This window comes from uncultured Methylobacterium sp., assembly GCF_964244095.1.
Taxonomy (GTDB): Bacteria; Pseudomonadota; Alphaproteobacteria; order Rhizobiales; family Beijerinckiaceae; genus Methylobacterium.
Genome location: NZ_CAXTHR010000058.1, coordinates 1 through 24520 on the forward strand (window position 1 = coordinate 1; position 24520 = coordinate 24520).

General features: G+C 70.5%; 25 protein-coding genes. 3 read left to right on the forward strand and 22 right to left on the reverse strand.

Annotated features, from left to right (window positions below):
* The 6 genes from phoB to pstS all read right to left on the reverse strand — a co-directional run.
* The coding region (phoB, locus tag ACFE86_RS11015) for a phosphate regulon transcriptional regulator PhoB (protein WP_375455375.1) at window positions 1-595 on the reverse strand (595 nt) is incomplete at its 3' end.
* A 112-nt stretch (window positions 596-707) separates the two neighbouring features.
* Window positions 708-1421, reverse strand: coding sequence for a phosphate signaling complex protein PhoU (gene phoU / locus ACFE86_RS11020; RefSeq protein WP_375455376.1), 714 nt, complete (start codon window positions 1419-1421; stop codon window positions 708-710).
* 56 nt (window positions 1422-1477) lie between these two features.
* A complete protein-coding gene (gene pstB, locus ACFE86_RS11025; protein WP_375455377.1) occupies window positions 1478-2296 on the reverse strand; it encodes a phosphate ABC transporter ATP-binding protein PstB in 819 nt (272 codons plus the stop codon).
* Between the two features lie 123 nt (window positions 2297-2419).
* Window positions 2420-3307, reverse strand: a complete 888-nt coding sequence (pstA, locus tag ACFE86_RS11030; RefSeq protein ID WP_375455378.1) for a phosphate ABC transporter permease PstA — start codon at window positions 3305-3307, stop codon at window positions 2420-2422.
* A gap of 11 nt (window positions 3308-3318) precedes the next feature.
* On the reverse strand, window positions 3319-4293 hold the full coding sequence (gene pstC / locus ACFE86_RS11035; RefSeq protein ID WP_375455379.1) for a phosphate ABC transporter permease subunit PstC: 975 nt from the start codon (window positions 4291-4293) through the stop codon (window positions 3319-3321).
* A 158-nt stretch (window positions 4294-4451) separates the two neighbouring features.
* Window positions 4452-5492 (reverse strand): phosphate ABC transporter substrate-binding protein PstS, encoded by a 1041-nt coding sequence (gene pstS / locus ACFE86_RS11040; protein ID WP_375455380.1) that lies wholly within the window; start codon window positions 5490-5492, stop codon window positions 4452-4454.
* A gap of 263 nt (window positions 5493-5755) precedes the next feature.
* Here pstS and ACFE86_RS11045 point away from each other — a divergent pair, with 263 nt between their 5' ends.
* Entirely contained in the window at window positions 5756-6013 is a 258-nt protein-coding gene (locus tag ACFE86_RS11045) for a hypothetical protein (RefSeq protein ID WP_375455381.1), read from the forward strand.
* A 67-nt stretch (window positions 6014-6080) separates the two neighbouring features.
* Here the strand turns inward: ACFE86_RS11045 and ACFE86_RS11050 are convergent, their stop codons facing one another.
* From ACFE86_RS11050 to murB, 11 genes are all read right to left on the reverse strand, one after another.
* Window positions 6081-6275: a hypothetical protein gene (locus tag ACFE86_RS11050; RefSeq protein ID WP_375455382.1), complete on the reverse strand. Its 195-nt coding sequence runs from the start codon at window positions 6273-6275 to the stop codon at window positions 6081-6083.
* 136 nt (window positions 6276-6411) lie between these two features.
* Window positions 6412-8079: a DNA repair protein RecN gene (recN, locus tag ACFE86_RS11055; protein ID WP_375455383.1), complete on the reverse strand. Its 1668-nt coding sequence runs from the start codon at window positions 8077-8079 to the stop codon at window positions 6412-6414.
* 171 nt (window positions 8080-8250) lie between these two features.
* Window positions 8251-9126, reverse strand: coding sequence for an outer membrane protein assembly factor BamD (locus tag ACFE86_RS11060; RefSeq protein WP_375455384.1), 876 nt, complete (start codon window positions 9124-9126; stop codon window positions 8251-8253).
* 259 nt (window positions 9127-9385) lie between these two features.
* Window positions 9386-10333, reverse strand: coding sequence for a UDP-3-O-acyl-N-acetylglucosamine deacetylase (gene lpxC / locus ACFE86_RS11065; RefSeq protein WP_375455385.1), 948 nt, complete (start codon window positions 10331-10333; stop codon window positions 9386-9388).
* Between the two features lie 452 nt (window positions 10334-10785).
* The gene (gene ftsZ, locus ACFE86_RS11070; RefSeq protein WP_375455386.1) at window positions 10786-12498 is read right to left on the reverse strand and encodes a cell division protein FtsZ; all 1713 of its coding nucleotides are present in this window, start codon (window positions 12496-12498) and stop codon (window positions 10786-10788) included.
* A 107-nt stretch (window positions 12499-12605) separates the two neighbouring features.
* Window positions 12606-13928: a cell division protein FtsA gene (ftsA, locus tag ACFE86_RS11075; RefSeq protein ID WP_375455387.1), complete on the reverse strand. Its 1323-nt coding sequence runs from the start codon at window positions 13926-13928 to the stop codon at window positions 12606-12608.
* A 59-nt stretch (window positions 13929-13987) separates the two neighbouring features.
* Window positions 13988-14932, reverse strand: coding sequence for a cell division protein FtsQ/DivIB (locus ACFE86_RS11080; RefSeq protein WP_375455388.1), 945 nt, complete (start codon window positions 14930-14932; stop codon window positions 13988-13990).
* Complete coding sequence (locus ACFE86_RS11085; RefSeq protein ID WP_375455389.1) at window positions 14899-15822, reverse strand: D-alanine--D-alanine ligase; 924 nt, start codon at window positions 15820-15822, stop codon at window positions 14899-14901. The genes ACFE86_RS11080 and ACFE86_RS11085 overlap by 34 nt, the downstream gene beginning before the upstream one ends.
* A gap of 21 nt (window positions 15823-15843) precedes the next feature.
* Window positions 15844-16212, reverse strand: coding sequence for a type II toxin-antitoxin system PemK/MazF family toxin (locus tag ACFE86_RS11090; RefSeq protein ID WP_375455390.1), 369 nt, complete (start codon window positions 16210-16212; stop codon window positions 15844-15846).
* Entirely contained in the window at window positions 16199-16432 is a 234-nt protein-coding gene (locus tag ACFE86_RS11095; protein ID WP_375455391.1) for an AbrB/MazE/SpoVT family DNA-binding domain-containing protein, read from the reverse strand. Before ACFE86_RS11095 ends, ACFE86_RS11090 begins: the two co-directional genes overlap by 14 nt.
* A gap of 44 nt (window positions 16433-16476) precedes the next feature.
* Window positions 16477-17397 carry a UDP-N-acetylmuramate dehydrogenase gene (murB, locus tag ACFE86_RS11100; RefSeq protein ID WP_375455392.1) on the reverse strand — a complete coding sequence of 307 codons (921 nt, stop codon included), beginning with the start codon at window positions 17395-17397 and terminating at the stop codon, window positions 16477-16479.
* Window positions 17398-17452: 55 nt separating this feature from the next.
* Between murB and ACFE86_RS11105 the strand changes: the two genes are divergently transcribed.
* Both ACFE86_RS11105 and ACFE86_RS11110 read left to right on the forward strand, forming a co-directional pair.
* Complete coding sequence (locus ACFE86_RS11105) at window positions 17453-17704, forward strand: type II toxin-antitoxin system RelE/ParE family toxin (RefSeq protein ID WP_375455393.1); 252 nt, start codon at window positions 17453-17455, stop codon at window positions 17702-17704.
* Window positions 17705-17714: 10 nt separating this feature from the next.
* The gene (locus tag ACFE86_RS11110) at window positions 17715-18098 is read left to right on the forward strand and encodes a helix-turn-helix transcriptional regulator (RefSeq protein WP_375455394.1); all 384 of its coding nucleotides are present in this window, start codon (window positions 17715-17717) and stop codon (window positions 18096-18098) included.
* Between the two features lie 17 nt (window positions 18099-18115).
* On the opposite strand, the gene murC is transcribed toward ACFE86_RS11110, so the two are convergent.
* The 5 genes from murC to mraY form a co-directional block, all read right to left on the reverse strand.
* Window positions 18116-19522: a UDP-N-acetylmuramate--L-alanine ligase gene (murC, locus tag ACFE86_RS11115; RefSeq protein WP_375455395.1), complete on the reverse strand. Its 1407-nt coding sequence runs from the start codon at window positions 19520-19522 to the stop codon at window positions 18116-18118.
* A gap of 49 nt (window positions 19523-19571) precedes the next feature.
* Window positions 19572-20681: an undecaprenyldiphospho-muramoylpentapeptide beta-N-acetylglucosaminyltransferase gene (gene murG, locus ACFE86_RS11120; RefSeq protein ID WP_375455396.1), complete on the reverse strand. Its 1110-nt coding sequence runs from the start codon at window positions 20679-20681 to the stop codon at window positions 19572-19574.
* Window positions 20678-21844, reverse strand: coding sequence for an FtsW/RodA/SpoVE family cell cycle protein (locus ACFE86_RS11125; RefSeq protein WP_375455397.1), 1167 nt, complete (start codon window positions 21842-21844; stop codon window positions 20678-20680). Before ACFE86_RS11125 ends, murG begins: the two co-directional genes overlap by 4 nt.
* A gap of 309 nt (window positions 21845-22153) precedes the next feature.
* Window positions 22154-23518 carry a UDP-N-acetylmuramoyl-L-alanine--D-glutamate ligase gene (murD, locus tag ACFE86_RS11130; protein WP_375455398.1) on the reverse strand — a complete coding sequence of 455 codons (1365 nt, stop codon included), beginning with the start codon at window positions 23516-23518 and terminating at the stop codon, window positions 22154-22156.
* 103 nt (window positions 23519-23621) lie between these two features.
* A partial coding sequence (gene mraY, locus ACFE86_RS11135) for a phospho-N-acetylmuramoyl-pentapeptide-transferase (protein ID WP_375455399.1) occupies window positions 23622-24520 on the reverse strand: 899 nt, incomplete at its 5' end.

The following is a 24520-nucleotide window of genomic DNA, read 5'->3' on the forward strand; positions in this document are numbered from 1 at the left end:
CATGCACGTCGACGGTGCGCTCGTCGATGTAGACGTCGTGGCCCCAGACGCCGTCGAGGAGTTGCTCGCGGGAATAGACCCGGCCAGGGCTCTGCATCAGGAATTCGAGCAGCTTGAACTCGGTCGGCCCGAGATGGATCTCGCTTCCCGCCCGGCGCAGGCGGTGGCTGTCGCGGTCGAGCTCGATGTCGCCCGCCTCCAGCAGGTTGGCGACGTGGCCGGGCTTGGCCCGCCGCAGCAGCGCCCGGACGCGGGCGAGCAGTTCCGGCACCGAGAACGGCTTGACGATGTAGTCGTCGGCGCCGGTTCCGAGCCCGCGGATGCGGTCGCCCTCCTCGCCACGGGCGGTCAGCATGATGATCGGTAGCGAGGCCGTCTCGCGCCGCGCCCGCACCCGGCGGCACAGCTCAATTCCCGACAGCCCCGGCAGCATCCAATCGAGCAGGATCAGGTCCGGCACCTGCTCCTGCAGGCGGAGTTCCGCCTCGTCGCCGCGCGCCGCGGCATCGACCGCGAAACCCTCGGCTTCGAGGTTGTAGCGCAGGAGGGTCGTCAACGCCTCCTCGTCCTCGACGATCAGAATCCGCGTACGCATGCAGGGCACTCCCAGGCGGACCGCCCGATTCCTCATCTCGCAAAGCCTATGGCGCCGACAGGCCCCTCTCCCAGGGGGAGAAGGGACCCGCGCACCATCCGGCAGCCGTCGCTCACCCGGCCGGCGTCACCGTCGCGTAGTTCGAGGCGTCGTTCTTCGGGCGGTCGCCGGCCAGCGTCTCGCCGGTGGCGAGGTAGTGGATCGTCTCGGCGACGTTGGTGGTGTGGTCGCCGATGCGTTCGACGTTCTTGGCGCAGAACAGCAGGTGGGTGCAGAACGAGATGTTGCGCGGGTCCTCCATCATGTAGGTCAGGAGCTCGCGAAACAGCGAGTTGTAGAGCGCGTCGATCTCGCCGTCGCGCGCCCACACGTCCTGGGCGGCCTTGACGTCGCGGCTGGCATAGGCGTCGAGTACGTCCTTGAGCTGCTCCTGCACGAGGTCGCTCATGTGCTGCACGCCGAGCACGATCTTCTGCGCCTGGGCCTGGTCGCTGATCGCCACGACGCGCTTGGCGATGTTCTTGGCGAGATCCCCGATGCGTTCGAGGTCGCCCGAGACGCGGATCGCCGAGATGGTCTCGCGCAGGTCGATCGCCAGCGGCTGGCGCTTGGCGATGAGCAGCACCGCGCGCTCCTCGATGTCGCGCTGGAGGGTGTCGAGGCGCTTGTCGGCTGCGATCACGGCCTGGGCGAGCGCGGTGTCGCGGCGGACCAGCGCGTCGGTCGCCTCGGTCATCATCTTCTCGGCGACGCCGCCCATCTCGGAAATCGAGCGGCGCAGGTCCTCCAGTTCGGTGTCGTAGGAGCTGACGATGTGGCCGGGCATGGGCGTGTGTCCTCGATCGGCCCGAAGGGCGCGGGCTCGGAAGAAGCGCGGGCGGCTCAGCCGAAGCGGCCGGTGATGTAGTCCTGGGTCTGGCGCACCGACGGGTTCATGAAAATGCGGTTGGTCGGCCCGAACTCGATCAGTTCGCCGAGATACATGAACGCCGTGAACTGCGAGATGCGCGCTGCCTGCTGCATGTTGTGCGTGACGATGACGATGGTGAACTCGGCGCGCAACTGCTCGATCAGTTCCTCGATGCGGCCGGTGGAGATCGGATCGAGCGCCGAGGTCGGCTCGTCGAACAGGATCACCTCCGGGCTCTGCGCCACGGTGCGGGCGATGCACAGGCGCTGCTGCTGGCCGCCCGACAGGCCCATGCCGGACTGCTTGAGCTTGTCCTTGACCTCGTCCCACAGAGCCGCCTTGCGCAGCGACGACTCCACCCGACCGTCGAGCTCGGATTTGGGCAGCTTCTCGTAGAGCCGCAGGCCGAAGGCGACGTTGTCGTAGATCGACATCGGGAACGGCGTCGGCTTCTGGAACACCATGCCGATGCGCGAGCGCAGCTCGTTGAGGTCGACGCTCGCATCGAGGACGTTCTGCCCGTCGAGCAGCACCTGCCCTTCCGCCCGCTGCTCCGGGTAGAGGCTGTAGATCCGGTTGAAGGTGCGCAGCAGCGTCGACTTCCCGCAGCCGGACGGGCCGATCAGCGCGGTGACCTGCCGGTCGTGGAAATCGAGGTTGATGTTCTTCAGGCTGTGGAACGGGCCGTAGTAGAAGTTCAGGTCCTTGGCACTGATGCGGATGGGCGCGCGTTCGTCGGCCGTGCTGCGGCCTTCGAACTGGGAGGCGCTGATCGCGGGGGCGGCGTTCATCGTCTGGTTCCTCGTGGATGCCGGCGGCGGGTCAGGGTCCCCACGGACACAAGTGCTTCGGTTCAACCGGCCTTCGAAGAGGAACCGCGTCGTGAGACGAAGCACTTATGTCCGTGGGAGCCCTCAGCGCGCGCGCTGCGGCTTGATGACGAAGCGGGCGACGATCGAGAGCAGCAGGATCGTCATGGTGATGAGCAGCGCGCCGGCCCAGGCGAGGGCCTGCCAGTTCGGATAGGGCGAGAGCGCGAACTGGTAGATCATCACCGGCAGGTTCGCGACGCCGCCCATCAGGTTCGCGCCGAACCAGGAGTTGTTGTTCAGTGCCGTGAACAGCAGCGGCGCGGTCTCGCCGGCGATGCGGGCGAGCGCCAGGATGATGCCGGTGACGATGCCGGCGGACGCTGCCCGCCACGTCACGCTCATGATCACCTTCGAGGGCGGGGCGCCGAGCGCCGCGCCCGCCTCGCGCAGCGTCCCAGGCACGAGGCGCAGCATGTCCTCGGTGGTGCGCACGATCACGGGCGTGGCGATGATCGCCAGCGCGACGCCCCCGGCCCAGCCGGAATAGGTCCCCATCGGCCGCACCATCAGGGTGTAGACGAACAGGCCGATCAGGATCGAGGGCGCCGAGAGCAGGATGTCGTTGAGGAAGCGGATCACCTCGGCGAGCTTCGAGCCGCGGCCGTACTCGGCTAGGTATGTGCCGGCCATCAGCCCCACGGGCGTCGCGACGAGGATGCCGATGCCGGTGAGCACCAGGCTGCCGAGGATCGCGTTGGCGATGCCGCCGCCTTCCGAGCCCGGCCCCGGCGTCGCTTCCGTGAACAGCGCCGGCGAGAACCCGCGCACGCCCTCGACGATGAGCATCAGCAGGATCGAGCCGAGCACGAACGCCCCGAGCACGGTCGCCAGCAGGCAGGCGATGCGCAGCGTCCGATCGGCGACCCGGCGGCTGCCGCGGATGCGGCCGGGCCGGGCGGCCTGGGCGACGAGCGGGTTGGTGGCGTCCATGGCGGAACCCTTCAGGCGACCTTGACGCGGCGCGTCAGGAAGCGGGCGATGATCAGGACGACGAAGGTGATCGCGAACAGGATGCAGCCGAGCGCCATGAGCGCGTTCAGTTGCATGCCGTCGGCCTCGTTGAACTCGTTGGCGATGCGGGACGCGATGGTCGAGCCGGGGTCGAACACCGAGGCCGAGAGCCGGTTGGCGTTGCCGACCACGAAGGTCACCGCCATGGTCTCGCCGAGCGCGCGGCCGAGGCCGAGCATGATCGCGCCGATGATCGAGACCGAGGCCTGCGGCACCAGGACGTGGCGCACCACCTCCCAGGTGGTGCAGCCGATGCCGTAGGCGCTCTCGCGCAGGATCGTCGGGATCTGGTCGAGCATGTCGCGCGCGATCGAGGCCACGAACGGCACGATCATGATCGCCAGGATGATGCCGGCGGTGAGCACGCCGACGCCGGACGGCACGCGGGCGTAGAACAGCGTGCCGACGATCGGCAGGCCCTCGACGACATTCGAGACCGGCACCTGCACGAAGCGCGCGAACAGCGGCGCGAAGATGAACAGGCCCCACATCCCGTAGATAATGCTCGGCACGGCAGCGAGCAGCTCGATCGTCATGCCGACGGGCTTGCGCGCCCAGCCGGGGCAGAGCTGCGTCAGGTAGACCGCGATGCCGAGCGAGATCGGCACGCCGATGACCAGCGCCAGCAGAGCCGAGGCCAGCGTTCCGGTCACCGCGACCAGCGCGCCGTACTGCTCGGTTCCGATGTTCCAGACACTCGACGTGAGGAAGCCGAAGCCGAACGTGCGGAAGGCCGGCCAGCCGCCGTACAGGATCGAGCCGAGGATGCCGGCAAGCACCAGCAACACGAGCAGGGCCGAGCCGTAGGCGGCGGCGCGGAACAGGGCGTCGAAGCCCTTGCTCGGAGCTTTTCGTGCGCGCGGCCCGGCACTCGCCAGGGCGATCCGTTCAGTCAAGGCCGTCATCCGCTGTTCTTTTCACCCGCTGCCGTGGTAGCGCGCCGCGCCGTTGCGCGCGAGGGACGGCCATCGATTTGCAAGATCGGGCGGCCACCGCGTTTCCCGGTGGCCGCCCGCGTGGTCACGCACGTCAGGCCGACGCGATCCTCACAGGCCCGCGATCCTCACATCCCGAAGACGGGCTTGCCGTCCTTGCCCTTCACCTGCTTCCACTCCTCGTGAACCAGGCCGACGACGTTGTCGGGCAGCGGCACGTAGTCGAGATCGGAGGCGAGGGTGTCGCCGTTCTTGTAGGCCCAGTCGAAGAACTTCAGCACGTCTGCGGATTTCGCCGGATCGGCGGGGTCCTTGTGGACGAGGATGAAGGTCGCCGCCGTGATCGGCCAAGCGTTCTCGCCGGCCTGGTCGGTGAGCGTGATGCCGAAGCCAGGCTGGCTCTTCCAGTCGGCGCTGGCGGCGGCGGCCTGGAACGCCTTGTCGTCGGGCTGCGGGAACTTGCCGGCCTTGTTGCGGATCAGCGCGTAGCTGAGCTTGTTCTGCTTGGCGTAGGCCGACTCGACGTAGCCGATCGCGTTCGGCACCTGCTTGACGGTGGCGGTGACGCCCTCGTTGCCCTTGCCACCCTGGCCGGCGGGCCAGCTCACGGTGGTGGCGGCGCCGAACTCCTTCTTCCAGGGTTCGGAGACCTGGCTGAGGTAGGTGGTGAAGATGTTGGTCGTGCCCGACGCGTCCGAGCGGTAGACGGGGGTGATGTTGGCGTCGGGGAGCTTCAGCCCGTCGTTCAGCGCGGCGATCTTCGGATCGGACCACTTGGTGATGCGGTTGGCGTAGATGTCGGCGATCATCTCGCCGGTGAGCTTGAGCTTGCCCGGCTCGACGCCGGGGATGTTCACCACGGCGACGACGCCACCCATCACGGTCGGGAACTGGACGAGGCCGTCTTTCTCCAGCGCCGGGCCTTTGAGCGGCGCGTCGGTCGCGCCGAAATCGACGGTCTTGGCCTGGATCTGCTTGATGCCGCCGCCCGAGCCGATCGACTGGTAGTTCAGGCCGGTGCCGGTGTCCTTGCGGTAGGCTTCCGCCCACTTCGAGTAGACCGGGAACGGGAAGGTCGCGCCGGCGCCGGTGATGTCGGCGGCGGCTGCCGGCAGCGCGAACTGGGCCGCCGCGAGGGCGAGCGCGAGCGCGTAGGTGAAGCGTTTCACGTGCATCTCCGTTGTCCGTCGGGCGTGCCGGTCGCACGATCCGCGCGCCGGGGCCCGCGCGCCCGGCCGGACGGTCCGGCCGCCGCAGCGGCATCGCTCGACGTTGCCGCCGGTAGGCCATGCAGATGACAGCCGGATGACACGGCGGACGCCGGGCGTCCCGGCGCGACATGGCACGGTTTGCGCGGCTCGCGCGTTTCAACCCGGTTCCGAGGCCGGCCGCGCGCATTCCGCCGCGGCGGATCGGACGGGAAGGTCGAGCCTTGGCCAACGATCCGCCCGCCGCGCCCCCGCGCGCGGCGCAGTCCGACGAGACCGCCTATCACGCGCTCCACGCCGAGCGCGCGATGCTGGAACGCGACCTCGCCCTGGCGAAGGCGCGACAGAGCTTCAGCAAGGATGCCGACGAGGTCGCGCGGGCGCGGGCCGAGGAGGCGACGATGCTCTCGAGCCTCGACATGGTCCTCACGCGCATCCGGGCGACCGAGTACCGCCGCCGCCCCGGTGCACGCCGCTGGTGATCCCTTGCGCCGCAACCCCGCGCAGGGCGGGGGGCGGTCCTCCGGTCGGCAGACGCGTTCGCGAGCGTCAGGCGCTGCGGCGCTGGTCCCGTTCCTTGCGGCGCAGGCGCAGGAGCAGGTCGACCTGCGAATCGGTGATCGGCTGCTTGTCGACGGTGTCCTCGTAGACCGCGCGCAGGCTCTGGCCGAGGCGGTGGGTGTCGATGCCGGACAGGCCCCGACCGGACGGACAGGCTTCGGACTTGGCAGCGGCCTGGGGCATGGCTCCCTCCCGGAACACGAACGCGCCGGAGGGCGCGAATCGCTGGCCCTCCCGGATGGGACTAGTCTCGTGCGGGATGGTTAACGGGAGGTTACGCTTAAGCGATCGTTAGGGTTGACCGTCTCTGCACCGGCCTTCACGCCCCCTGGAGCAGGCGCGTGGCCGCGGCGCGGGCCTCGTCGGTGACGGTGGCGCCGGCGAGCATCCGGGCGATCTCCTCGCGGCGCGCCTCGACGGGGAGCGCGGCGACGCGGGTGGCGACGCGCCCGGCGCCCTTCACCGAATCCTTGGCGATGAGGAAGTGCGTGCGGGCGCGGGCCGCGACCTGGGGCGCGTGGGTCACCGCCACCACCTGCACGTCGGCGGACAGGCGCGCGAGGCGCGCGCCGATCGCGTCGGCGACGGCGCCGCCGACGCCGGTGTCGATCTCGTCGAAGATCAGGGTCGGCGCCGAGCCCTTGTCGGCGAGCACCACCTTCAGCGCCAGCATGAAGCGGGAGAGTTCGCCCCCGGACGCGACCTTCATCATCGGGCCGGGGCGCGTGCCGGGATTGGTCTGCGCCCAGAACGCGACCCGGTCGGTCCCGGCGGCGTCCCGCGATTCGGGATCGGTGACGATCTCGGTGATGAAGCGGGCGCGCTCGAGCTTCAGCGGCGGCAGTTCGGCCTTCACGGCGGCATCGAGCTGCCTGGCCGCGCGCCTGCGCCCGGCGCTGAGCTTCTCCGACGCCTTCGCGTAGGCCGATTCGGCGACGGACAGCACGGCCTCGAGGCCGGCCAAGGCCGCCTCGCCGGCATCGATCGCCGCGACGTCGGCCTCGTAGCGGTCGCGGAGCGCGGCGAGACCGTCGGCGGCGACATCGTACTTGCGCGCGCTCGCGCGCAGCGCGAACAGGCGCTCCTCCACCCGCTCCAGCTCGCGCGGGTCGAACTCGGCCTCGGCCAAGGCCGCGTCGAGGACGGCGCGGGCCTCGTCCAGCGCCACGAGCGCCGCGTCGAGGGCGGCGACGCAGGGCTCGACCAGCGCCGGAAGCTGGGCTGCGCGGCGCTCCAGCTTGCGCAGGGCGGAGGAGAGCGGCGGCACGCTCGAATGCGAGCCGCCGACGGCGGCGAGCGCGTCGTTGAGCTCGCGCGCGACCTTCTCGCTCTGCTGCATCACCGTGCGGCGCTCGGCCAGCGTCGCCTCCTCGCCGGGGGTCGGATCGAGGGCGGCCAGCTCCGCGACGGCGTGGCGCAGGAAGTCGGCCTCCCGGCGGGCGGCCTCGACGCGGGCGCGGTGCCCGACGAGCGTCGCGCGCGCCGCGCGCACCCCCCGCGACGCCTCGGCGACGGCGGCGAGCGGACCGTGGAGGCCGCCGAAGGCGTCGAGGATGGCGCGGTGGGTGGCAGCATCGGCGAGCGCCCGGTCGTCGTGCTGCCCGTGGATCTCCACGAGCGCCGCGCCGATCGCGCGCAGCGCCTGCACGCCGACCGGCTGGTCGTTGACGAAGGCACGGGTGCGCCCGTCCGCCATCTGGGTGCGGCGCAGGATCAGGTCGCCCTCGGTGTCGATCCCGGCCTCCGCCGCGATCCGGCGGGCGGGGTGGTCGAGGCCGACGTCGAACACGGCGGTGATGCCGCCCTGGGCCTCGCCGTGGCGCACGAGGGAGCCGTCGCCGCGCCCGCCGAGCGCGAGGCTGAACGCGTCGAGCAGGATCGACTTGCCGGCGCCGGTCTCGCCGGTGAGCACGCTGAGCCCGTCGGTGAAGTTCAGTTCGAGCCGGTCGATCAGGACGATGTCGCGGATCGCGAGCTGCACGAGCATGCCGCGCCTTCGAGTCTCCGGGGCCGCGACCCGCGAGGCGGGGCCGCCGATGTCTGCGGGAATCGTGAAGCCGTCATGTAGGCGCAGCGCGGCGCTCCCGCACCCTCGAAATGCGAAACGGGCGGAGCCGAAGCGCCGCCCGCGATCGCGTCCCGCCGTGACCGGATCAGGCTACTCGGCAGCCGCGGTCCGGCCCATCACGGAACGGTAGATCTTGCTCAGGAACGAGGACTTCTCCTCGCGCGGCTCCAGCCCGCCGGTCTGGAGGAGGGCGTGGGCGTCCTTGTACCACGGGCTGTCGGGGAAGTTGTGCCCGAGCACGGCCGCCGCGTTCTGCGCCTCGGCGGTGATGCCGAGCGCCATGTACGCCTCGGTCAGGCGCTCCAGCGCCTCCTCGGCGTGGCGGGTCGTCTGGTACTTGCTGACCACGTCGCGAAAACGGTTGATCGCGGCGGGGAAGTTGCGGCGCTCCAGGTAGTAGCGCCCGACCTCCATCTCCTTGCCGGCGAGCTGGTCGCGGGTGATCTGGATCTTGGCCTTGGCGTCGGTGGAGTATTCCGAGGTCGGATACTTCTGCACCAGCTCCTGGAGAGCGACGAGAGCCTTCTCCGAGCGGTCCTGGTCGCGGGTGACGTCGGGGATCTGCTTGTACTGCGACATCGCCATCAGGTACTGCGCGTAGGCTGCGTCCTTGCTCGCCGGGTGGCGCTGCAGGTACCGCTTCGAGGCGGAGATCGCGTCGTCGTACTTCTGGCCCTCGTAGTTCGCGTAGGCCGTCATCAACAGGGCGCGGCGCGACCAGTCGGAATACGAATACTGTTTGTCGAGGCTGTCGAACTTCTTGACCGCGCCCTCGTAGTCGCTGTCCTCGATCCGCGCGAGGCCCTCGCTGTAGAGCTTGTCCGCCGGCACGTCCGCCACGACCTCGGGCTTGTACTTCTCGGCAAACAAGCCCGTCGGGTCGAAGTCGCAGCCGCCGAGGCCAAGGCCGAGCGCGGTGATGAGCACGGCAGCCGTCGCTCTGCGGGGGCGAAGGATCACGGGCATTGGCGGTACTTTCCCCGAACGGGCGCGGTCCTGCACGGGGACGCGCCGTTGAGCCATCATGGGTTCGTATCGGAGCGCAACGACCTACCCGACCCGGTCGGCCACTGCCGACCGGGTCGCCGCGCTCTTCACGGACGAGCCACCGTGACGGCCGATTCGGGCGCGAAAGCGGCAGTTCCACGGGGCCAGAGATCGGCAGGCGCCTGTGGCTTGCCGGCCACAAGGGCGGGCAGGCGCGTCATCGCGGCGGGTGACGTCTTCAGAGGTCGCCGGCGAAGGCGGCAAGCCCTAAGCCGACGCCGAACTCGGCGCGCGCGGTCTCGCGGCGCGTGGCCTGCGCCTCGACGATCGCGTAGTTGGCGCGGTCGGAGAACAGGAGGTCGAGGATGCCGACGTTCATGCGGTGGCCGCCGCAATAGGACCGGTAGGCGCCCTGGAGCGGCAGGCCGGCCAACGCGAGGTCGCCGACCGCGTCGAGGAACTTGTGCCGGACGAACTCGTCGGAGAAGCGCAGGCCCTCCGGGTTGATCACGTCGGTCTCGCCGACGGCGACGGTGTTCTCCAGCGAGGCGCCGAGCGCGAAGCCGGCTTTCCAGTACCGCTCCACGTCCTTCATCATGCCGAAGGTCCGGGCGGGCGCGATCTCGCGGCGATAGGTGGCCGCGGTTAGGTCCATCGCCTTGCGCGAGCGGCCGATCACTGGGCTGTCGAAATCGATCTCCACGTCGAGGCGGAAGCCCCGGTCGATCGGGCGGAGCTCGGCGAAGGCGGAGCCCACCTCGATGCGGACGTGGCGCAGGACCTTGATCCAGCGGCGGGCGCCGCCGCCCTGCACGATGCCGACGGAATCGACCGCCTTGACGAAGGGAAGCGCGCTGCCGTCGAGGATCGGCATCTCGGGCCCGTCGATCTCGATCAGCGCGTTGTCGACGCCCAATCCGTAGAGGGCGGACATCAGGTGCTCGATCGTGGCGACCGCGCCGGATTCGACGTCGCCGATCACGGTGCAGAGTTCGGTCGCCGAGACGCAGGCGTGGCTGGCCTTGATGAGACGGTCGTTGCCGGAGGCCGTTCCGGTGCGGAGGAAGGCGATGCCGTGGTTCGCGGGAGCCGGGCGAAGCCTGATCGCCACCGGGCTTCCGGAATGGACGCCGATGCCGCTCAGCACGGCCGCGCCCTTGAGTGTCGTTTGTTGGTTCGTCCGCATTCCTTAGCCCTCGGCCGCGATCCGGCAACGCCACCCCGCTGACCGCGTGGTGCCGACGCCTTCCGATCCGTCCGCTGCTTGAAGCCCCTGCGTGCGCTTTCGGTCCGGAAACCGCCGCGCTTTTCGTTCGTCCGGCATTTTTATAGCTGCACCGCACAGCCCGACCAAATCACGCTTTCTTACGCTCTGTTACAGACGCGGGTGCGTCGCGGGACCTGAATTACCCTTCTAATTCAAAGTGTTAAAGAATGGTTAACAACCCCTCGACAGCCCGGTCATGCTGTGGCCGGGCAGCATCACGCCCCCGGGCCGGAGCCCGTCCGACGGGGTTCGGAACCGCAAAGATCCGCCGGCCCTCGCGAACCGGCGGAACGATGGTGCGATGCAAAACGCGCGTCCGGCGCGCATGCCGGACGCGCGGCCCGATCCGTTCGCTTGATCAGTTCGCTCGATCAGTTCGCTTGGCGGCGGAGGAAGGCCGGGATCTCGAGCTGGTCGTCGTCCATCATCCGCGGCTGGGGCGCGAGGCGCCCCTGGGCGTCGAGGTTGCCCTGGGCCGGGCGGTACTGCGGCGCCACGGGCGCCTGCACCCGCGGGGCCGGCGGCATCGGGACCTGGGGCGCGGGAGCGCGGGGCGCCGGGGCGCCCTCGGCCTCCTCGCGGCGACCGCCGAAGCCGACGGTGGCCAGCCGGCGCAGCAGGCTGGTGCGCTTGGTGTCGCCGTGGGCCTCCGTCTGTTCGCCGCGGCTCGCCGCGATCTGGTTCTGGGCGATCGCCGGCAGTTCGTGGATCTGCGGCATCCGCGGCGCCCGGGTGAGCGGGGCCGCGACGGGGGCGGCCGGGCGCGGCGGCATGAACGGGCCGGCATGGTGCTGGGTTGCCGGCTCCGGCGCAGGCACCGGCACGAACGGTGCGGCGGCACGGGGCTGGGCCTGGGTCAGCACGATGTCGTCGCGCATCATCGCGGCCGGCTCGATCCGGGCCTCGGGGAGCGGCGCGGGCTCGGGCGCCTGGAGCCGCGCCGACGGCACGGGCGCAGCGGCGGCCTGGGTCACGGCCGGCTCGGGCGCGGGGCGGAAGCCCGGGGCGGCTTGCGCCGCGCGCGCGCGCGCCTCCGAGCGCAGGCGCTCGGCGACCTCGGCGATGCGCTGCTCGGTCTCGGCGATGTCCTTGTTGTTGGGGGAGTTGGCCGCGATCAGCGCCGGCTCGATGCCGGTGGCGACCACCGACACGCGGATGATGCCGTCCAGGCTCTCGTCGAAGGTGGCGCCGAGGATGATGTTGGCCTCCTGATCGACTTCTTCGCGGATCCGCGTCGCGGCCTCGTCCAACTCGTACAGGGTCAGATCCGCGCCGCCGGTGATCGAGATCAGCAGGCCGCGGGCGCCCTTCATCGAGACGTCGTCGAGCAGCGGGTTGGCGATCGCGGCCTCGGCCGCGCGGCTGGCGCGCTTCTCGCCCGACGCCTCGCCGGTGCCCATCATCGCCTTGCCCATGCCGCGCATGATCGCGCGGACATCCGCGAAGTCGAGGTTGATCAGGCCCTCCTTGACCATCAGGTCGGTGATGCAGGCGACGCCCGAGTAGAGCACCTGGTCGGCCATCGCGAAGGCGTCGGCGAAGGTGGTCTTCTCGTTGGCGACGCGGAACAGGTTCTGGTTCGGGATGCAGATCAGCGTGTCGACGCTCTTCTGAAGCTCGTTGATGCCCGCCTCGGCGACGCGCGCCCGGCGCGCCCCCTCGAACTGGAAGGGCTTGGTCACGACGCCGACCGTCAGGATGCCCATGTCGCGGGCGGCCCGCGCGATGACCGGCGCCGCGCCGGTGCCGGTGCCGCCGCCCATGCCGGCGGTGATGAAGCACATGTGCGCGCCCGAGAGCTGGTCGCGGATCTCGTCCATCACCTCGTCGGCGGCGGCCGAGCCGACCTCCGGGTGCGAGCCGGCCCCGAGCCCCTGCGTCACGCCGATGCCCATCTGGATCACGCGCTCGGCCTTGGACGAGGTCAGCGCCTGCGCGTCGGTGTTGGCGACGACGAACTCGCAGCCGAGCAGCCCCGACTCGATCATGTTGTTGACGGCGTTGCCGCCGGCGCCGCCGACACCGAACACGGTGATGCGGGGCTTGAGTTCGCGGATGTCAGGCGCCTGGAGAGAGATGGCCATGGTGTCGAGCCCTTCGTGACCGTGTACGCGTTTCCGTTTTGGCGCCTTCGCGAAGGCGTCGATCGTCGTCGTCGCGCGGTCCCCTCGCCGGGGATCGCGCCTCGTGCCTAAAAACTCTCCCGCAGCCAGCGCCCGACCCGGGAGATGTAGCCGTCGGTGCCGGTGCCGGCGAAGGCGCCCTGCCCCCGCGGCTCGAAGTGCTCGGCATGCGCGACCTGCGGGTAGACCAGCAGGCCGACGGCCGCCGAGAAGGCCGGTCCCTTGGCGGCCTCGGGCAGGCCGCGGATACCGAGGGGGCGGCCGATCCGCACCTGGCCCTGCATCACCCGGCGGGTGACTTCGGGCAGGCCGACGAGCTGGCTCGCGCCGCCCGTGAGCACCACGCGGCGCCCGGCCTGGGCGGCAAACCCCGCCTCGCGCAGGCGGTCGCGCACCAGCTCGACCACCTCCTCGACGCGGGGCTTGATGATCCGCACGAGCTGCGAGCGCGGCACGTGGGCCGGCGTCTCGCCCTCGTCGTCGCCGACGCCGTGGACCGCGATCATGTCGCGCTCGTCGGACGGCGTGGCGATGGCCGAGCCGTAGAGGGTCTTCAGGCGCTCGGCCGCCGCGACCCGGGTCGAGAGGCCGCGGGCGATGTCCATGGTGACGTGGTGGCCGCCCACCGCGATGGCGTCGCAATGGACGAGATGCCCGCCGGAGAACACGCCGACGCTGGTCGTGCCGCCGCCCATGTCGACGACGCAGACGCCCATCTCGGCCTCGTCGTCCACGAGCGCGGAGAGGCCAGCGGCGTAGGGCGTGGCGATCACCGCCTCGACGCCGAGGTGGCAGTGCTCCACCGCGAGCATGACGTTGCGGGCGGCAGCCGCCTCGCTGGTGACCACGTGCAGGTCGACGCCGAGGGCCTCGCCGATCATGCCCGAGGGATCGATGACCGCGCCCTGGCCGTCGAGCGCGTAGCCGGTCGGCAGCGCGTGGAGCACGGCGCGGCCGGGGCTGACGCCGTGGGCGCTGGCCGTCTCCAGCACCCGCTCCACGTCCGCGCCGGTGACGGTGCCAGTGCGCACGTTCACCCGCGCCTGGAAGTGCTGCGAGGCCAACCGCCCGCCGCTCATGTTGACGATGACCGACTGCACCTCGACCTTGGCCATCCGCTCGGCGGCGTGCACCGCCTGCCGGATCGCGCCCTCGGCGGCCTCCAGGTCGACGATGGCGCCGCCCTTCAGCCCGAGCGAGCGTTGGTGGCCGATGCCGATGATGCGGGCCAGGTGCGTGCGGCCCTTGAGCGTCGAGAGCGCCTCGGCCGGCTGCAACTCGGCAATGAGGCAGACGACCTTGCTGGTGCCGATGTCGAGCACCGACAGCGTCGTGCTGCGGCGGGCCGAGAGCGGCTTCAGGCGGGGCGTCAGGCCGTGCTGGGAATGCATCGGGTGCTACCGGACGAAGGACGGGAGACGGGCGGGCGGGACAGGTCTCCGGGCGTGGCTCACGTCGCGGTCCCCTTCTTCGTCTTCTTCTGCGCCTCGGCGCGGGCGGCCGCCGCCTCCTCCGTCAGGCGGACCACGACCCGGTCGGGCATCCGCAGGTCGACCGCGATGATGTCCTTCTCCAGGAGGCGGTTGGCGCGCTCCAGGGCGACCAGGCGCGCCAGCGCCGCGGCGGGCTCGATCTCGGGCAGGCGGATGTCGACGCCGTCGAGCTTCAGCGTCCAGCGCCGGCCCGAGACGTAGGTGCCGGCGCGGATGCGCTCGGCCAGCGGCCCGGCGGCGGCGACCAGCGCGAGGTACTCGCCGAGCTTGCCGTTGGCGTCGTCGCCGACGACGAGCGGCAGGCTCGCGTAGCGGTCGTCGCGCATCGTATCGATGACCGTGCCGTCGGCGGCGATCACGCTGATCTCGCCGTTGCGCTGCCACAGGGCCGCCGGCTCGCGCTCGACCTGGTTGACGACGATCTCGCGGGGATAGACCTTGCGCACCGAGACCGAGGCGATCAGCGGCACGCGCAGCAGCCGCTCGCGCATGTCGGCAACGTCGAGGAACGGCACGGACGAGCGCCAGTCGATGCCGGCGGCGGCCAGCACCTCGCGCTCGTACATCCGCGAGATGCCGGAGATGGTGACGCGCTCGACGCCGAAGCCACAAAGGCGCGCGAGGATGTCGAGCGGGCGGCCGTTCTCGGACACGAAGCCGTCGTAGCGCCCGCTCGCGACGAAGCCGGCGAGCGCCAGGGCGGCGAAGGCGGCACCGATGCCGATCGCGCCGAGCCCGCGGGGCAGGCGCTCGGCGAGCGACGGCCCGGGCCGGCCGCGGCGCAGCGAGTCGGAGCGGCGGAGGAAGCCGGGCAGCCGGGCGAGGAGGCGTGCGGCGGGCCCTTGCGCGCGGGGGTGCCCGGCGGGGCTCAGCGGCCCAGGGAAGCGTCCTCCACCATCCATCGGACGAACTCACCGAAACGATACCCAGCGTGGGCGGCCATGTCCGGCACAAGGCTGGTCTGGGTCATGCCGGGTTGCGTGTTGACCTCCAGGACGACGAGCGCGCCGGTTCCGCCGGGCGTGTCGTCGTAGCGAAGGTCGGCACGGCTGACGCCCCGGCAGCCCAGTGCTTGATGCGCCGTTAACGACAACTCTTGGACACGCTGGTAAACATTTGGTTTAAGATCGGCCGGCAGCACGTGGATCGAGCCGCCCGGCGCGTACTTGGCGTCGTAGTCGTACCAGCCCCCCGACGCCGCCCGGATCTCGATCACGCCGAGCGCCCGGTCGCCCATCACCGCGCAGGTGAGTTCGCGGCCGGCAACGTAAGTCTCCACGAGGACGTCCTCGCCGTAGACCCATTCTTCCGATCCGAGGATCTGGGGCGGGTGCGAGCGGCCGTCGCGCACGATGATCACCCCCATCGAGGAGCCTTCGGAGACCGGCTTGACCACGTAAGGAGGCGCGATTGGGTGTGACCGCGCCGCCTCCTGCCGGTTGACGACCCGGCCCTCCGGAACGCTGACGCCGGCCGCCCGCATCACCACCTTGGCCCGCTCCTTGTGCATGGCGAGCGCGGAAGCCAGCACGCCGGAATGCGTGTAGGGAATACGCAGGATCTCCAGCAGCCCCTGAATGGTGCCGTCTTCGCCCGCCGGCCCGTGCAGGGCGTTGAAGGCGACGTCGGGGGCAAGCCCGGTGAGCACGGTCGCGATGTCGGCGCCGACATCGACGCGGGTGACGCGGTAGCCCTCCCCTTCGAGCGCGTCGGCGCAGGCCGCGCCCGAATTCAGCGAGACCGGGCGCTCGGCCGAGGTGCCCCCCATCAGGACGGCGACGTGCTTGGACATGGGGGGCTCCGGAACGAGAGATCAGGAAAGGCTTCGGGACGTGCCGACCATGTCCCGTATGCGCCCGCAGAGTCGCTCCGCCGCATCCGGGGGCAAGTCGCCGATCCGTTTCAGGACGCGCTCCTGCTCGATGCAGGCGATCTTGACCGGCCGAACGACGGACGCGGTCTTCAGGCCCGCATGCGCGATGTCGTCGATCGGCAGGTCGCCAGTCTTTGTAGGATTTCTCGCGCTCGTGACCATGGCGATCCAGACGAACCCGGCGTCGGCAACTGTCGAGCCGGAGATGACGACCGCAGGCCGGCGCTTCTCAGCCAGACGATCCGAATACGGAAACGGCACTACGACGACGGTTCCCGGACGGAGACCGTCGGGGTCAGAGATCGGCATAGTCTTCCTCGTCGGCTTGGCTCGCCCATTCCGTGAAGGCGACGAAGGGATCTTCGACTTCGGAGGGTGCCTTCTCGATCCGGACGCCGTCGGGCGTGATGACGTAGCGTACCCGGTCGCCGGGACGGATCGCCAGCCGCTCACGGACCTCGGCCGGCAGAACGGTCTGGCTCTTCACCGAAACCTTCGAGAACGCCGTTCGGACGGAAGCTGCACGCATCGGATCGGGCCCTCGTGTCGACCAACACCTTACCATCTTACGCCTTACCGATCGACGCCGATCCGCTTGATCTCCCAGTGCAGCGTGACGCCGCTCGTCTCACGGACCCGCCTGCGCACCTCCTCGCCCAGGCCCTCGATGTCGGCGGCGGTGGCGCCGCCGCGGTTGATCAGGAAGTTGCAGTGCATCTCCGAGACCTGCGCCCCGCCGAGCGTCAGGCCGCGGCAGCCGGCGGCGTCGATGAGCTGCCACGCCTTCGCGCCGTCCGGGTTCCTGAAGGTCGAGCCGCCGGTGCGCGCGCGGATCGGCTGCGCCGCCTCGCGCGCCGCCGTCACCCGCGCCATCTCCGCCTCGATCGCCGCACGGTCGCCGGGGCGGCCGCGGAACAGGGCGCCCGTGAAGATCACGTCCTCGGGCGCCGTGGAGTGACGGTAGGAGAAGCCCATCTCGGCTTGGGTGAACGTGCGCAGGTTCCCGCGCCGGTCGATGCCGGCGGCCTCCACCAGCACGTCGGTGGTCTCTCCGCCATGCGCGCCGGCGTTCATGCGCAGCGCGCCGCCGACCGAGCCGGGGATGCCGCGCAGGAACGCGAGGCCGTCCAGCGACGCCTCCGCCGCGGCCTTGGCGAGGCGCATGTCGGGGACGGCGGCGCCGGCGCGCAGCGTCTGGCCCTCGATCGCGACCGAGCCGAACGCCCTGCCGCCGAGCCGGACGGTTACGCCGGGGACGCCGCCGTCGCGCACGATCAGGTTCGAGCCCAGCCCGATCACCGTGACGGGGATGGCGGGATCGAGGCCGGCGAGGAGGTGGGCGAGATCTTCCGCGTCGGCCGGCGTGAACAGCACCTGCGCCGGCCCGCCGACGCGGAACCACGTCAGGTCGGCGAGCGACGGGTTCGCCAGCAGCCGGCCCCGGAGCCCGGGAGCGGCGGCGCGGAGGGCGTCGATGAGAGAGGACGCGGTCATGTTATGCGATCGTCCGGTCGGCCGGTGCGGATGACGGGAGGGCAGGGACATGGAAATGAGCGTCGTCCTGACCCGCGCAGCGACACGGGCGTTGCGGCGGATGCCGCCGGCGACCGGGGACCTGATCCGGAACAAGCTCCGACAATACGCCACCGATCCCGATACGTTGACCAACAATGTCAAGGCGCTCAAGGGCGAGGGGGACCGCTATCGCCTGCGCATCGGCGATTGGCGCGCGGTCTTCACGATCGAGGCGGATCGGATCATCGTCCATGCGATCGGACCCCGCGGCTCGATCTACGGCTAGGAACACAACCGTGACCATCGTGCGAACCAAGACTCCCGCCGGGGAGGCGATCGTGATCCTGCCCGAGGCCGAGTTCGAGCGCCTGCGCGAACTCGCCGAGGATGCCCTCGACGAGCGGATCATCGATGCCTCGCAGGATAGGCTCCGGTCGGGAACGGAAGAGCTTCTGACCGAAGCCGATCTCGACGCCCTGCGCGCCGCGCCGAGCCCGCTGGCCTTCTGGCGGGCGCGCCGGGGCACGTCCATCGATGCGCTGGCGCGGGACTGCGCCGTGTCGGAGACGACGATCGCGGCGCTGGAGCGCGGCGAGGACATCGCGGACCCCGGACTCCACGCGCGGCTGGCCCGCGCGCTCGGCATCGACATCGACGACATCGTCCCCGACGCGGTCTGACGCGGCAATCCCGCGCCTCACCCCTGCAACGCCGCCAGTTCCCCCGGCAGCGCGTAGGCCCATTGCGTGATGTTGCCGGCGCCCAGGCACACGACGTAATCGCCCGGCCTGGCATGCGCGGCGACGAGCCCCGCGAGGTCTTCCGAACGCTCCAGCGGCTGCGCATCGCGGTGGCCGCGCGAGCGCAGGCCGGCGACGAGGTTGTCGCGGTCGATGCCCTCGATCGGCGCCTCGCCCGCGGCGTAGACGGGAGCGACGATCACCGTGTCGGCGTCGTTGAAGCAGGTGCAGAAATCGTCGAACAGCGACTGGAGTCGCGAGTAGCGGTGCGGCTGCACGACGGCGATGACCTTGGCGTCGGTCGAGGCGCGCGCGGCCCGCAGCACCGCCTTGATCTCCACCGGATGGTGCCCGTAATCGTCGAAGATCTGGGCACCGTTCCAATCGCCGGTGCGGGTGAAGCGGCGCTTGACGCCGCCGAAGCCGGCCAGCGCCTTGCGGATCGCGTCCGGGGACACGCCGAGTTCGTGCGCGACGGCCAGCGCCGCGGTGGCGTTGAGCGCGTTGTGCTTGCCCGGCATCGGCAGGACCAGGTCCTCCATCTCCAGGCGGAAGCCGGGGCGGCGGTCGCGGATCATCACGCGGAAGCGGCTCTGGCCGCCCTTCAGGTCCACGTCGATGAGGCGCACGTCCGCCTGCGGGTTCTCGCCGTAGGTGATGATGCGCCGGTCCTCGATGTGGCCGACCATGTCCTGCACCACGGGGTGGTCGGTGCACATCACCGCGAAGCCGTAGAACGGGATGTTGTCGATGAAGCGCCGGAACGCCTCCTTGACCGCGTCGAACGAGCCGAAATGATCCAGGTGCTCCGGGTCGATGTTGGTGACGATGGCGACATCGGCCGGCAGCTTGAGGAAGGTGCCGTCCGACTCGTCGGCCTCCACCACCATCCACTCGCCCTCGCCCATGCGGGCGTTGGTGCCGTAGGCGTTGATGATGCCGCCGTTGATCACCGTCGGATCGAGGTTGCCTGCGTCGAGCAGCGTGGCCACCAGCGAGGTCGTGGTGGTCTTGCCGTGCGTGCCGGCGATGGCGACGCAAGACTTGAAGCGCATCAGCTCGGCCAGCATCTCGGCGCGGCGCACCACCGGCAGGCGGGCCTCGCGGGCGGCCATCAGCTCCGGGTTGTCGCGGCGGATCGCGGTGGAGACGACGACGAGGCCGGCCTCCGCGACATGGCCCGCCGCGTGGCCGACGAAGGTCTTCATGCCCTTGTCCGCCAGCCGCCGGACGTTGGCGTTGTCGGAGGCGTCCGAGCCCTGCACCGTGTAGCCGAGGTTGTGCATCACCTCGGCGATGCCGGACATGCCGATGCCGCCGATGCCGATGAAGTGGATGGGGCCGAGCTTGTCGGGCAGCTTCATGGGAAGAACCGTTCGATGACGGGATTCGCCGACGCGAAGTCCCGAAGAATCAGGTGCGGGCGGCCGTGTCGACGACCACCGTGGCGAGCCGCTCGGCGGCATCGTGGATGCCGGCGCTTTTCGCCGCGTCGGCCGCCGCGGTCAATTTCGACGGGTTCTCGAAGGCATCGACCAGTTCCGCGGTGAGGCGGTCCGGGGTGAACGCGCTCTGCGCCACCGCCAGCGCCGCGCCGATCTTGGCGAGCGTCGCGGCGTTGGCCGCCTGGTCCTGGTCCAGCGCGCCCGGCAGCGGCACGAGGATCGACGGGCGGCCGATGGCTGCGAGTTCCGAGACGGTCGAGGCGCCCGAGCGCGCGATCACGAGATGGCTCATCGCCATCCGCGCCGGCAGGTCCTTGAAGAACGGCGCCGCCTCGATCCCTGCAAGGTTCATGGCGAGGTAGTCGTTCTGCACCGCGGTGAGGTCCTCGGGGCGGACCTGCTGCACGAGGTGGAGGCGGGCACGGAGATCCGCGGGGAGCTGCGCGATCGCCTTCGGCACGACCTCGCCCATCACCCGCGCGCCCTGGCTGCCGCCGAATACGAGCAGGTGGAGCGCGTCGGTGGGCCCGAGCGGCGGGTAGGCGATCTTGGCGGCCTCGATCACCGCCGGGCGCAAGGGGTTGCCGGTGTGGATACGGGGCGCTCGCGCCTTGTCGGGGACGCCGCGCACCTCCTCGAACCCGGTGGCGATGGTGCGGGCACCGCGTGCCAGGAACGCGTTGGCGCGGCCCATCACGGCGTTCTGCTCGTGGATGATGGTCGGCACGCGCAGGATCTGCCCGGCGAGCATCGGCGGCACGGTCGGGTAGCCGCCAAAGCCCACGATGGCTGCCGGATTGATGCGCCTGACCGCCTTCGCGGCCTCGGCAAAGCCGCGCCCGAGCGTCAGCACGGCGGCAGCGCACCGGATCATCGAGAGGCCCGACGGGGTGGCGGAGGCGATGGTGACGATCTCGGAGGCCGGGAAGTCGCCGCTGATCGCGTCGACCCGCGCGTCGGTGGCGAGCACCACGCGGATGCCGCGGGCGCGCAAAGCGTGGGCGAGGCTCTCGGCCGGGAACAGGTGGCCGCCGGTGCCGCCGGCGCAGAGCAGGACGGTGGGCGTGAACACGCTCACCGCATCACCCCGGCGACGGTGGCGGGCGCGGTGCCGGGGGGCTTGCGGCTCGGCATCGTGGTGTGCGGGCGCTTGCGGGTGAGCGCGACGAGGAAGCCCATGCCGAGCGCGAGCGAGATCAGCGACGAGCCGCCGTAGGACACGAACGGCAGCGTCATGCCCTTGGCCGGCATGAGCTGGGTGTTCACCGCCATGTTGATGCAGGCCTGGAGGCCGAAGAGCGTGATCAGTCCGGTGATGGCGAGCCTCGAGAAGGTGTCGTCGGTGCGGCGCGCGAGCTTGAGCCCGCGCAGCACGATATAGGCGAACAACGCGACGAGGCAGAGGCAGACCAGCACGCCGAACTCTTCGCCGGTGACCGAGAAGATGAAGTCGGTGTGCGCGTCGGGCAGGTGGCGCTTGGCGACGCCCTCCCCCGGCCCGGTGCCGAACCAGCCGCCGGAGCGGAACGATTCCTGCGACCAGAAGGTCTGGAAGCTGTCGCCGGAATCCTTGTCGAGGAAGCGGTCGAAGCGCTCGCGCACGTGGTGGAACACGGTGTAGGCGGCAAACACCCCGGCCAGGCCGAGGATGCCGAGCACGGCCACCCAGATCAGGTGCAGGCCGGCCACGAAGAACAGCGCGCACCACACCAGCGTGATCAGCATCGTCTGCCCGAAATCGGGCTGGAGCAGCAGCGGCACGATGGTGATCGGCAGGAGCAGGATCGCGAGCAGGCCGCCGGGCATGTCGCGCCGCTGCGCGCCCTCCGAGAACGCCCAGGCGGCCACCACCACGAAGGCGGGCTTGACGAATTCCGAGGGCTGGAGGCCGAACGCGCCGAACTGGATCCAGCGGTGCGCGCCCTTGATCTCCGGCCCGAACTTGCCCGCCAGCACGCACAGGACCACGCCGGCGATCCAGGTGCCGAGCGCCAGCCGGCGGATGCCGCGCAGGCTCAGGAACGAGACCGCGCAGATCAGCAGGATGGTGGGGGCGAGGTACATCGCCTGGCGGTTAAGGAAGTAGAAGGTCGGCAGGCCGATGCGCTCGGCCACCGGCGGCCCGCCGCCCATCAGGAACACGAGGCCGGCCACCATCAGGGCACTGAGCGCCGCGAGCAGGCCGCGATCCACCGTCCACCACCAGTCGGTCAGGGGCGTGCGTTCCGCGCGGGACATCATGGGCGTGCGACGACCTTGCGAGGCGTCGCGCGGGGCGCACGACGGTCGGCTGCGATCCTGTGCCGGAATGGTAAACGGATTGTTAGGCACGGTCCCTGGCGTCGCGATCGCAGAGATCCGATCTGAATCCCTTTTCCCGCCCGTCATTCCGGGGCGCCGGAGGCGAACCCGGAATCCATAGCCGCCGACGCAGCTATGATGGGCGCGCGCAGCGGTTATGGATTGCACGCCTCCGGCGCGGCCCTCAGGGTCCGGGTTCTGCTGCGCAGCCCCGGAATGACGGAATTGGTGAAAGGACCGGGGCGCCTCTCAATCCAGCGCCCGCACCAGATCCCGGAACACGTCCCCGCGCTGCTCGAAGCTGCGGAACTGGTCGTAGGAGGCGCAGGCCGGCGAGAGCAGCACCACCGGTTCCGGCGCAGCCGACGCCGCAGCGCCTGCGGCGGCGGCGGCGACCGCGGCGTCGAGCGTCGCGCAGCGGGTGTAGGGCACGGCGCCCTCGAGCGTCGCGGCGAAACTGTCCGAGGCCGCGCCGATCAGGTAGGCGTGGGCGATGCGCTCGAAATACGGGACCAGCGGGAAGATGCCGCCGTCCTTGGCCTTGCCGCCGAGAATCCAGTGGATGTCGCGGAAGGCGGTGAGCGCCTTCTCGGTGGAATCGGCGTTGGTCGCCTTGGAATCGTTGACGAACAGCACGCGCCCGCGCACCCGCACCTCCTCCATCCGGTGCGGCAGGCCCGGGAAGCTCTCCAGGCCCACCTGGATCGCCGCATCGTCGAGCCCGAGCGACCGGGCGACGGCGACGGCCACCGCCGCGTTCTGCCCGTTATGCGCCCCGCGCAGCGAGCGGATCGCGGCGACGTTCGCGATCGGCGCCCCGGCCTGATCCGAGACCACGCCGTCGCGGACGGTGAGCGCGTCTGCGCTCAGCGCCGCGCCGCGGGGCACGTGGATGCGCACCAGCCTGTCGGCGCGGCGCTCGGCGATGGCGCGGCTCGGGCCGTCGTCGATGCCGACGATGGCCAGGTCAGAGCCCTGGATCAGCCGCGCCTTGATCGCGGCGTACTGCGCGAAGGTGCCGTGGCGGTCGAGGTGGTCGGGCGTGATGTTAAGGAGCACGCCGACGCTCGGGTCCAGCGACGGCGTCAGGTCGATCTGGAACGAGGACAGCTCGACCACGTGGACGCGGTCCGCGGCGGGCGGCGCCAGCGAGAGGATCGCGGTGCCGATGTTGCCGCCCATCTGCACGTCGCGCCCGGCCGCGCGAAGGATGTGGGCGACGAGCGCCGTGGTGGTCGACTTGCCGTTGGTGCCGGTGATCGCCACGAACGGCGCGCCCGGCGCGACCTTTCTGCGCTCGCGGCAGAACAGTTCGATGTCGCCGAGGATTTCGACGCCGGCGGCCTCGGCCAGCGCCACCGTCCAGTGCGGGGCCGGGTGGGTGAGCGGCACGCCGGGAGACAGAATCAGCGCAGCGAACTGCGAGAAGTCGGTCTCGCGAAGGTCCGCGGTCTCGATCCCCTGCCCGCTCGCCTTCGCGACCCCCTCGGCATGGTCGTCCCAGGCGACGACGGCCGCGCCGCCGGCCTTCAGCGCCAGCGCGGTGGCGAGGCCGGAGGCGCCCAGGCCGAACAGGGCGACCCGCCGGCCGGCGAAGGTGGTGACGGGCGTCATTAAAGCGTCCCATCGATCGGGCGCGGGTCGTGCCGCGCGGGCCACTGTTCCGTCCGCATTCCCGATCCATGTCGGGCTTGCCGGATTTCCGATACCATACCCCTCACCGCAGCTTGAGCGTGGCCAGCCCGGCGAGCGCCAGGATCACCGCGATGATCCAGAACCGGATCACCACCTGCGGCTCCTTCCAGCCCTTCTGCTCGAAATGGTGATGGATCGGCGCCATGCGGAAGACGCGCTTGCCCGTGAGCTTGAACGAGGCCACCTGGATGATCACCGACATGATCTCCAGCACGAACAGGCCGCCGACGAGGGCGAGCACGATCTCGTGCTTGGTGGCCACCGCCACGACGCCGAGCAGGCCGCCCAGCGACAGGGAACCCGTGTCGCCCATGAAGATCTGCGCCGGCGGCGCGTTGAACCACAGGAAGCCCAGCCCCGCGCCGATCACCGCGCCGGCGACCACCGCGAGTTCGCCCGTGTCGCGCACGTAGTTCACCTGGAGGTAGCTCGCGGTGAACGAGTTGCCGACGAGGTAGGCGATCACGCCGAAGGTGCCGCAGGCGATCATCACGGGGACGATGGCGAGCCCGTCGAGGCCGTCGGTCATGTTCACGGCGTTGCCGGCGCCGACGATGACGAAGCCGCCGAACAGCACGTAGAACCAGCCGAGGTTCAAGAGCGCGTCCTTGAACACCGGGAAGGCGAGCTGGTTCTGCAGGCTCGCGGGCGAGAAGTAGGCGATCGCGTAGCAGGCCGCGACCGCGATCAGCGCCTCCAGGGCGAGGCGGAACCGGCCGGAGAAGCCCTTGTGCGATTGCCGCGTGACCTTGAGGTAGTCGTCGTAGAAGCCGATCGCGCCGAAGCCGAGCGTCACGACCAGGGTGATCCAGACGTAGTGGTTGCGCGGGTTGGCCCACATCAGGATCGCGACGATTGCGCCGGCGAGGATCATCAGCCCGCCCATGGTCGGCGTGCCGCGCTTGGTCAGCAGGTGGGTCT

Coding starts and splice junctions, on each gene's coding strand:
- phoU (WP_375455376.1), bottom strand. CDS start 1,421: ATGCCCGGCCACATCGTCAGCTCCTACGACACCGAACTGGAGGACCTG.
- pstB (WP_375455377.1), bottom strand. CDS start 2,296: ATGAACGCCGCCCCCGCGATCAGCGCCTCCCAGTTCGAAGGCCGCAGC.
- pstA (WP_375455378.1), bottom strand. CDS start 3,307: ATGGACGCCACCAACCCGCTCGTCGCCCAGGCCGCCCGGCCCGGCCGC.
- pstC (WP_375455379.1), bottom strand. CDS start 4,293: ATGACGGCCTTGACTGAACGGATCGCCCTGGCGAGTGCCGGGCCGCGC.
- ACFE86_RS11050 (WP_375455382.1), bottom strand. CDS start 6,275: ATGCCCCAGGCCGCTGCCAAGTCCGAAGCCTGTCCGTCCGGTCGGGGC.
- recN (WP_375455383.1), bottom strand. CDS start 8,079: ATGCTCGTGCAGCTCGCGATCCGCGACATCGTCCTGATCGACCGGCTC.
- ACFE86_RS11060 (WP_375455384.1), bottom strand. CDS start 9,126: ATGCCCGTGATCCTTCGCCCCCGCAGAGCGACGGCTGCCGTGCTCATC.
- lpxC (WP_375455385.1), bottom strand. CDS start 10,333: ATGCGGACGAACCAACAAACGACACTCAAGGGCGCGGCCGTGCTGAGC.
- ftsZ (WP_375455386.1), bottom strand. CDS start 12,498: ATGGCCATCTCTCTCCAGGCGCCTGACATCCGCGAACTCAAGCCCCGC.
- ftsA (WP_375455387.1), bottom strand. CDS start 13,928: ATGCATTCCCAGCACGGCCTGACGCCCCGCCTGAAGCCGCTCTCGGCC.
- ACFE86_RS11080 (WP_375455388.1), bottom strand. CDS start 14,932: ATGGATGGTGGAGGACGCTTCCCTGGGCCGCTGAGCCCCGCCGGGCAC.
- ACFE86_RS11085 (WP_375455389.1), bottom strand. CDS start 15,822: ATGTCCAAGCACGTCGCCGTCCTGATGGGGGGCACCTCGGCCGAGCGC.
- ACFE86_RS11090 (WP_375455390.1), bottom strand. CDS start 16,212: ATGCCGATCTCTGACCCCGACGGTCTCCGTCCGGGAACCGTCGTCGTA.
- ACFE86_RS11095 (WP_375455391.1), bottom strand. CDS start 16,432: ATGCGTGCAGCTTCCGTCCGAACGGCGTTCTCGAAGGTTTCGGTGAAG.
- murB (WP_375455392.1), bottom strand. CDS start 17,397: ATGACCGCGTCCTCTCTCATCGACGCCCTCCGCGCCGCCGCTCCCGGG.
- ACFE86_RS11105 (WP_375455393.1), top strand. CDS start 17,453: ATGAGCGTCGTCCTGACCCGCGCAGCGACACGGGCGTTGCGGCGGATG.
- murC (WP_375455395.1), bottom strand. CDS start 19,522: ATGAAGCTGCCCGACAAGCTCGGCCCCATCCACTTCATCGGCATCGGC.
- ACFE86_RS11125 (WP_375455397.1), bottom strand. CDS start 21,844: ATGATGTCCCGCGCGGAACGCACGCCCCTGACCGACTGGTGGTGGACG.
- murD (WP_375455398.1), bottom strand. CDS start 23,518: ATGACGCCCGTCACCACCTTCGCCGGCCGGCGGGTCGCCCTGTTCGGC.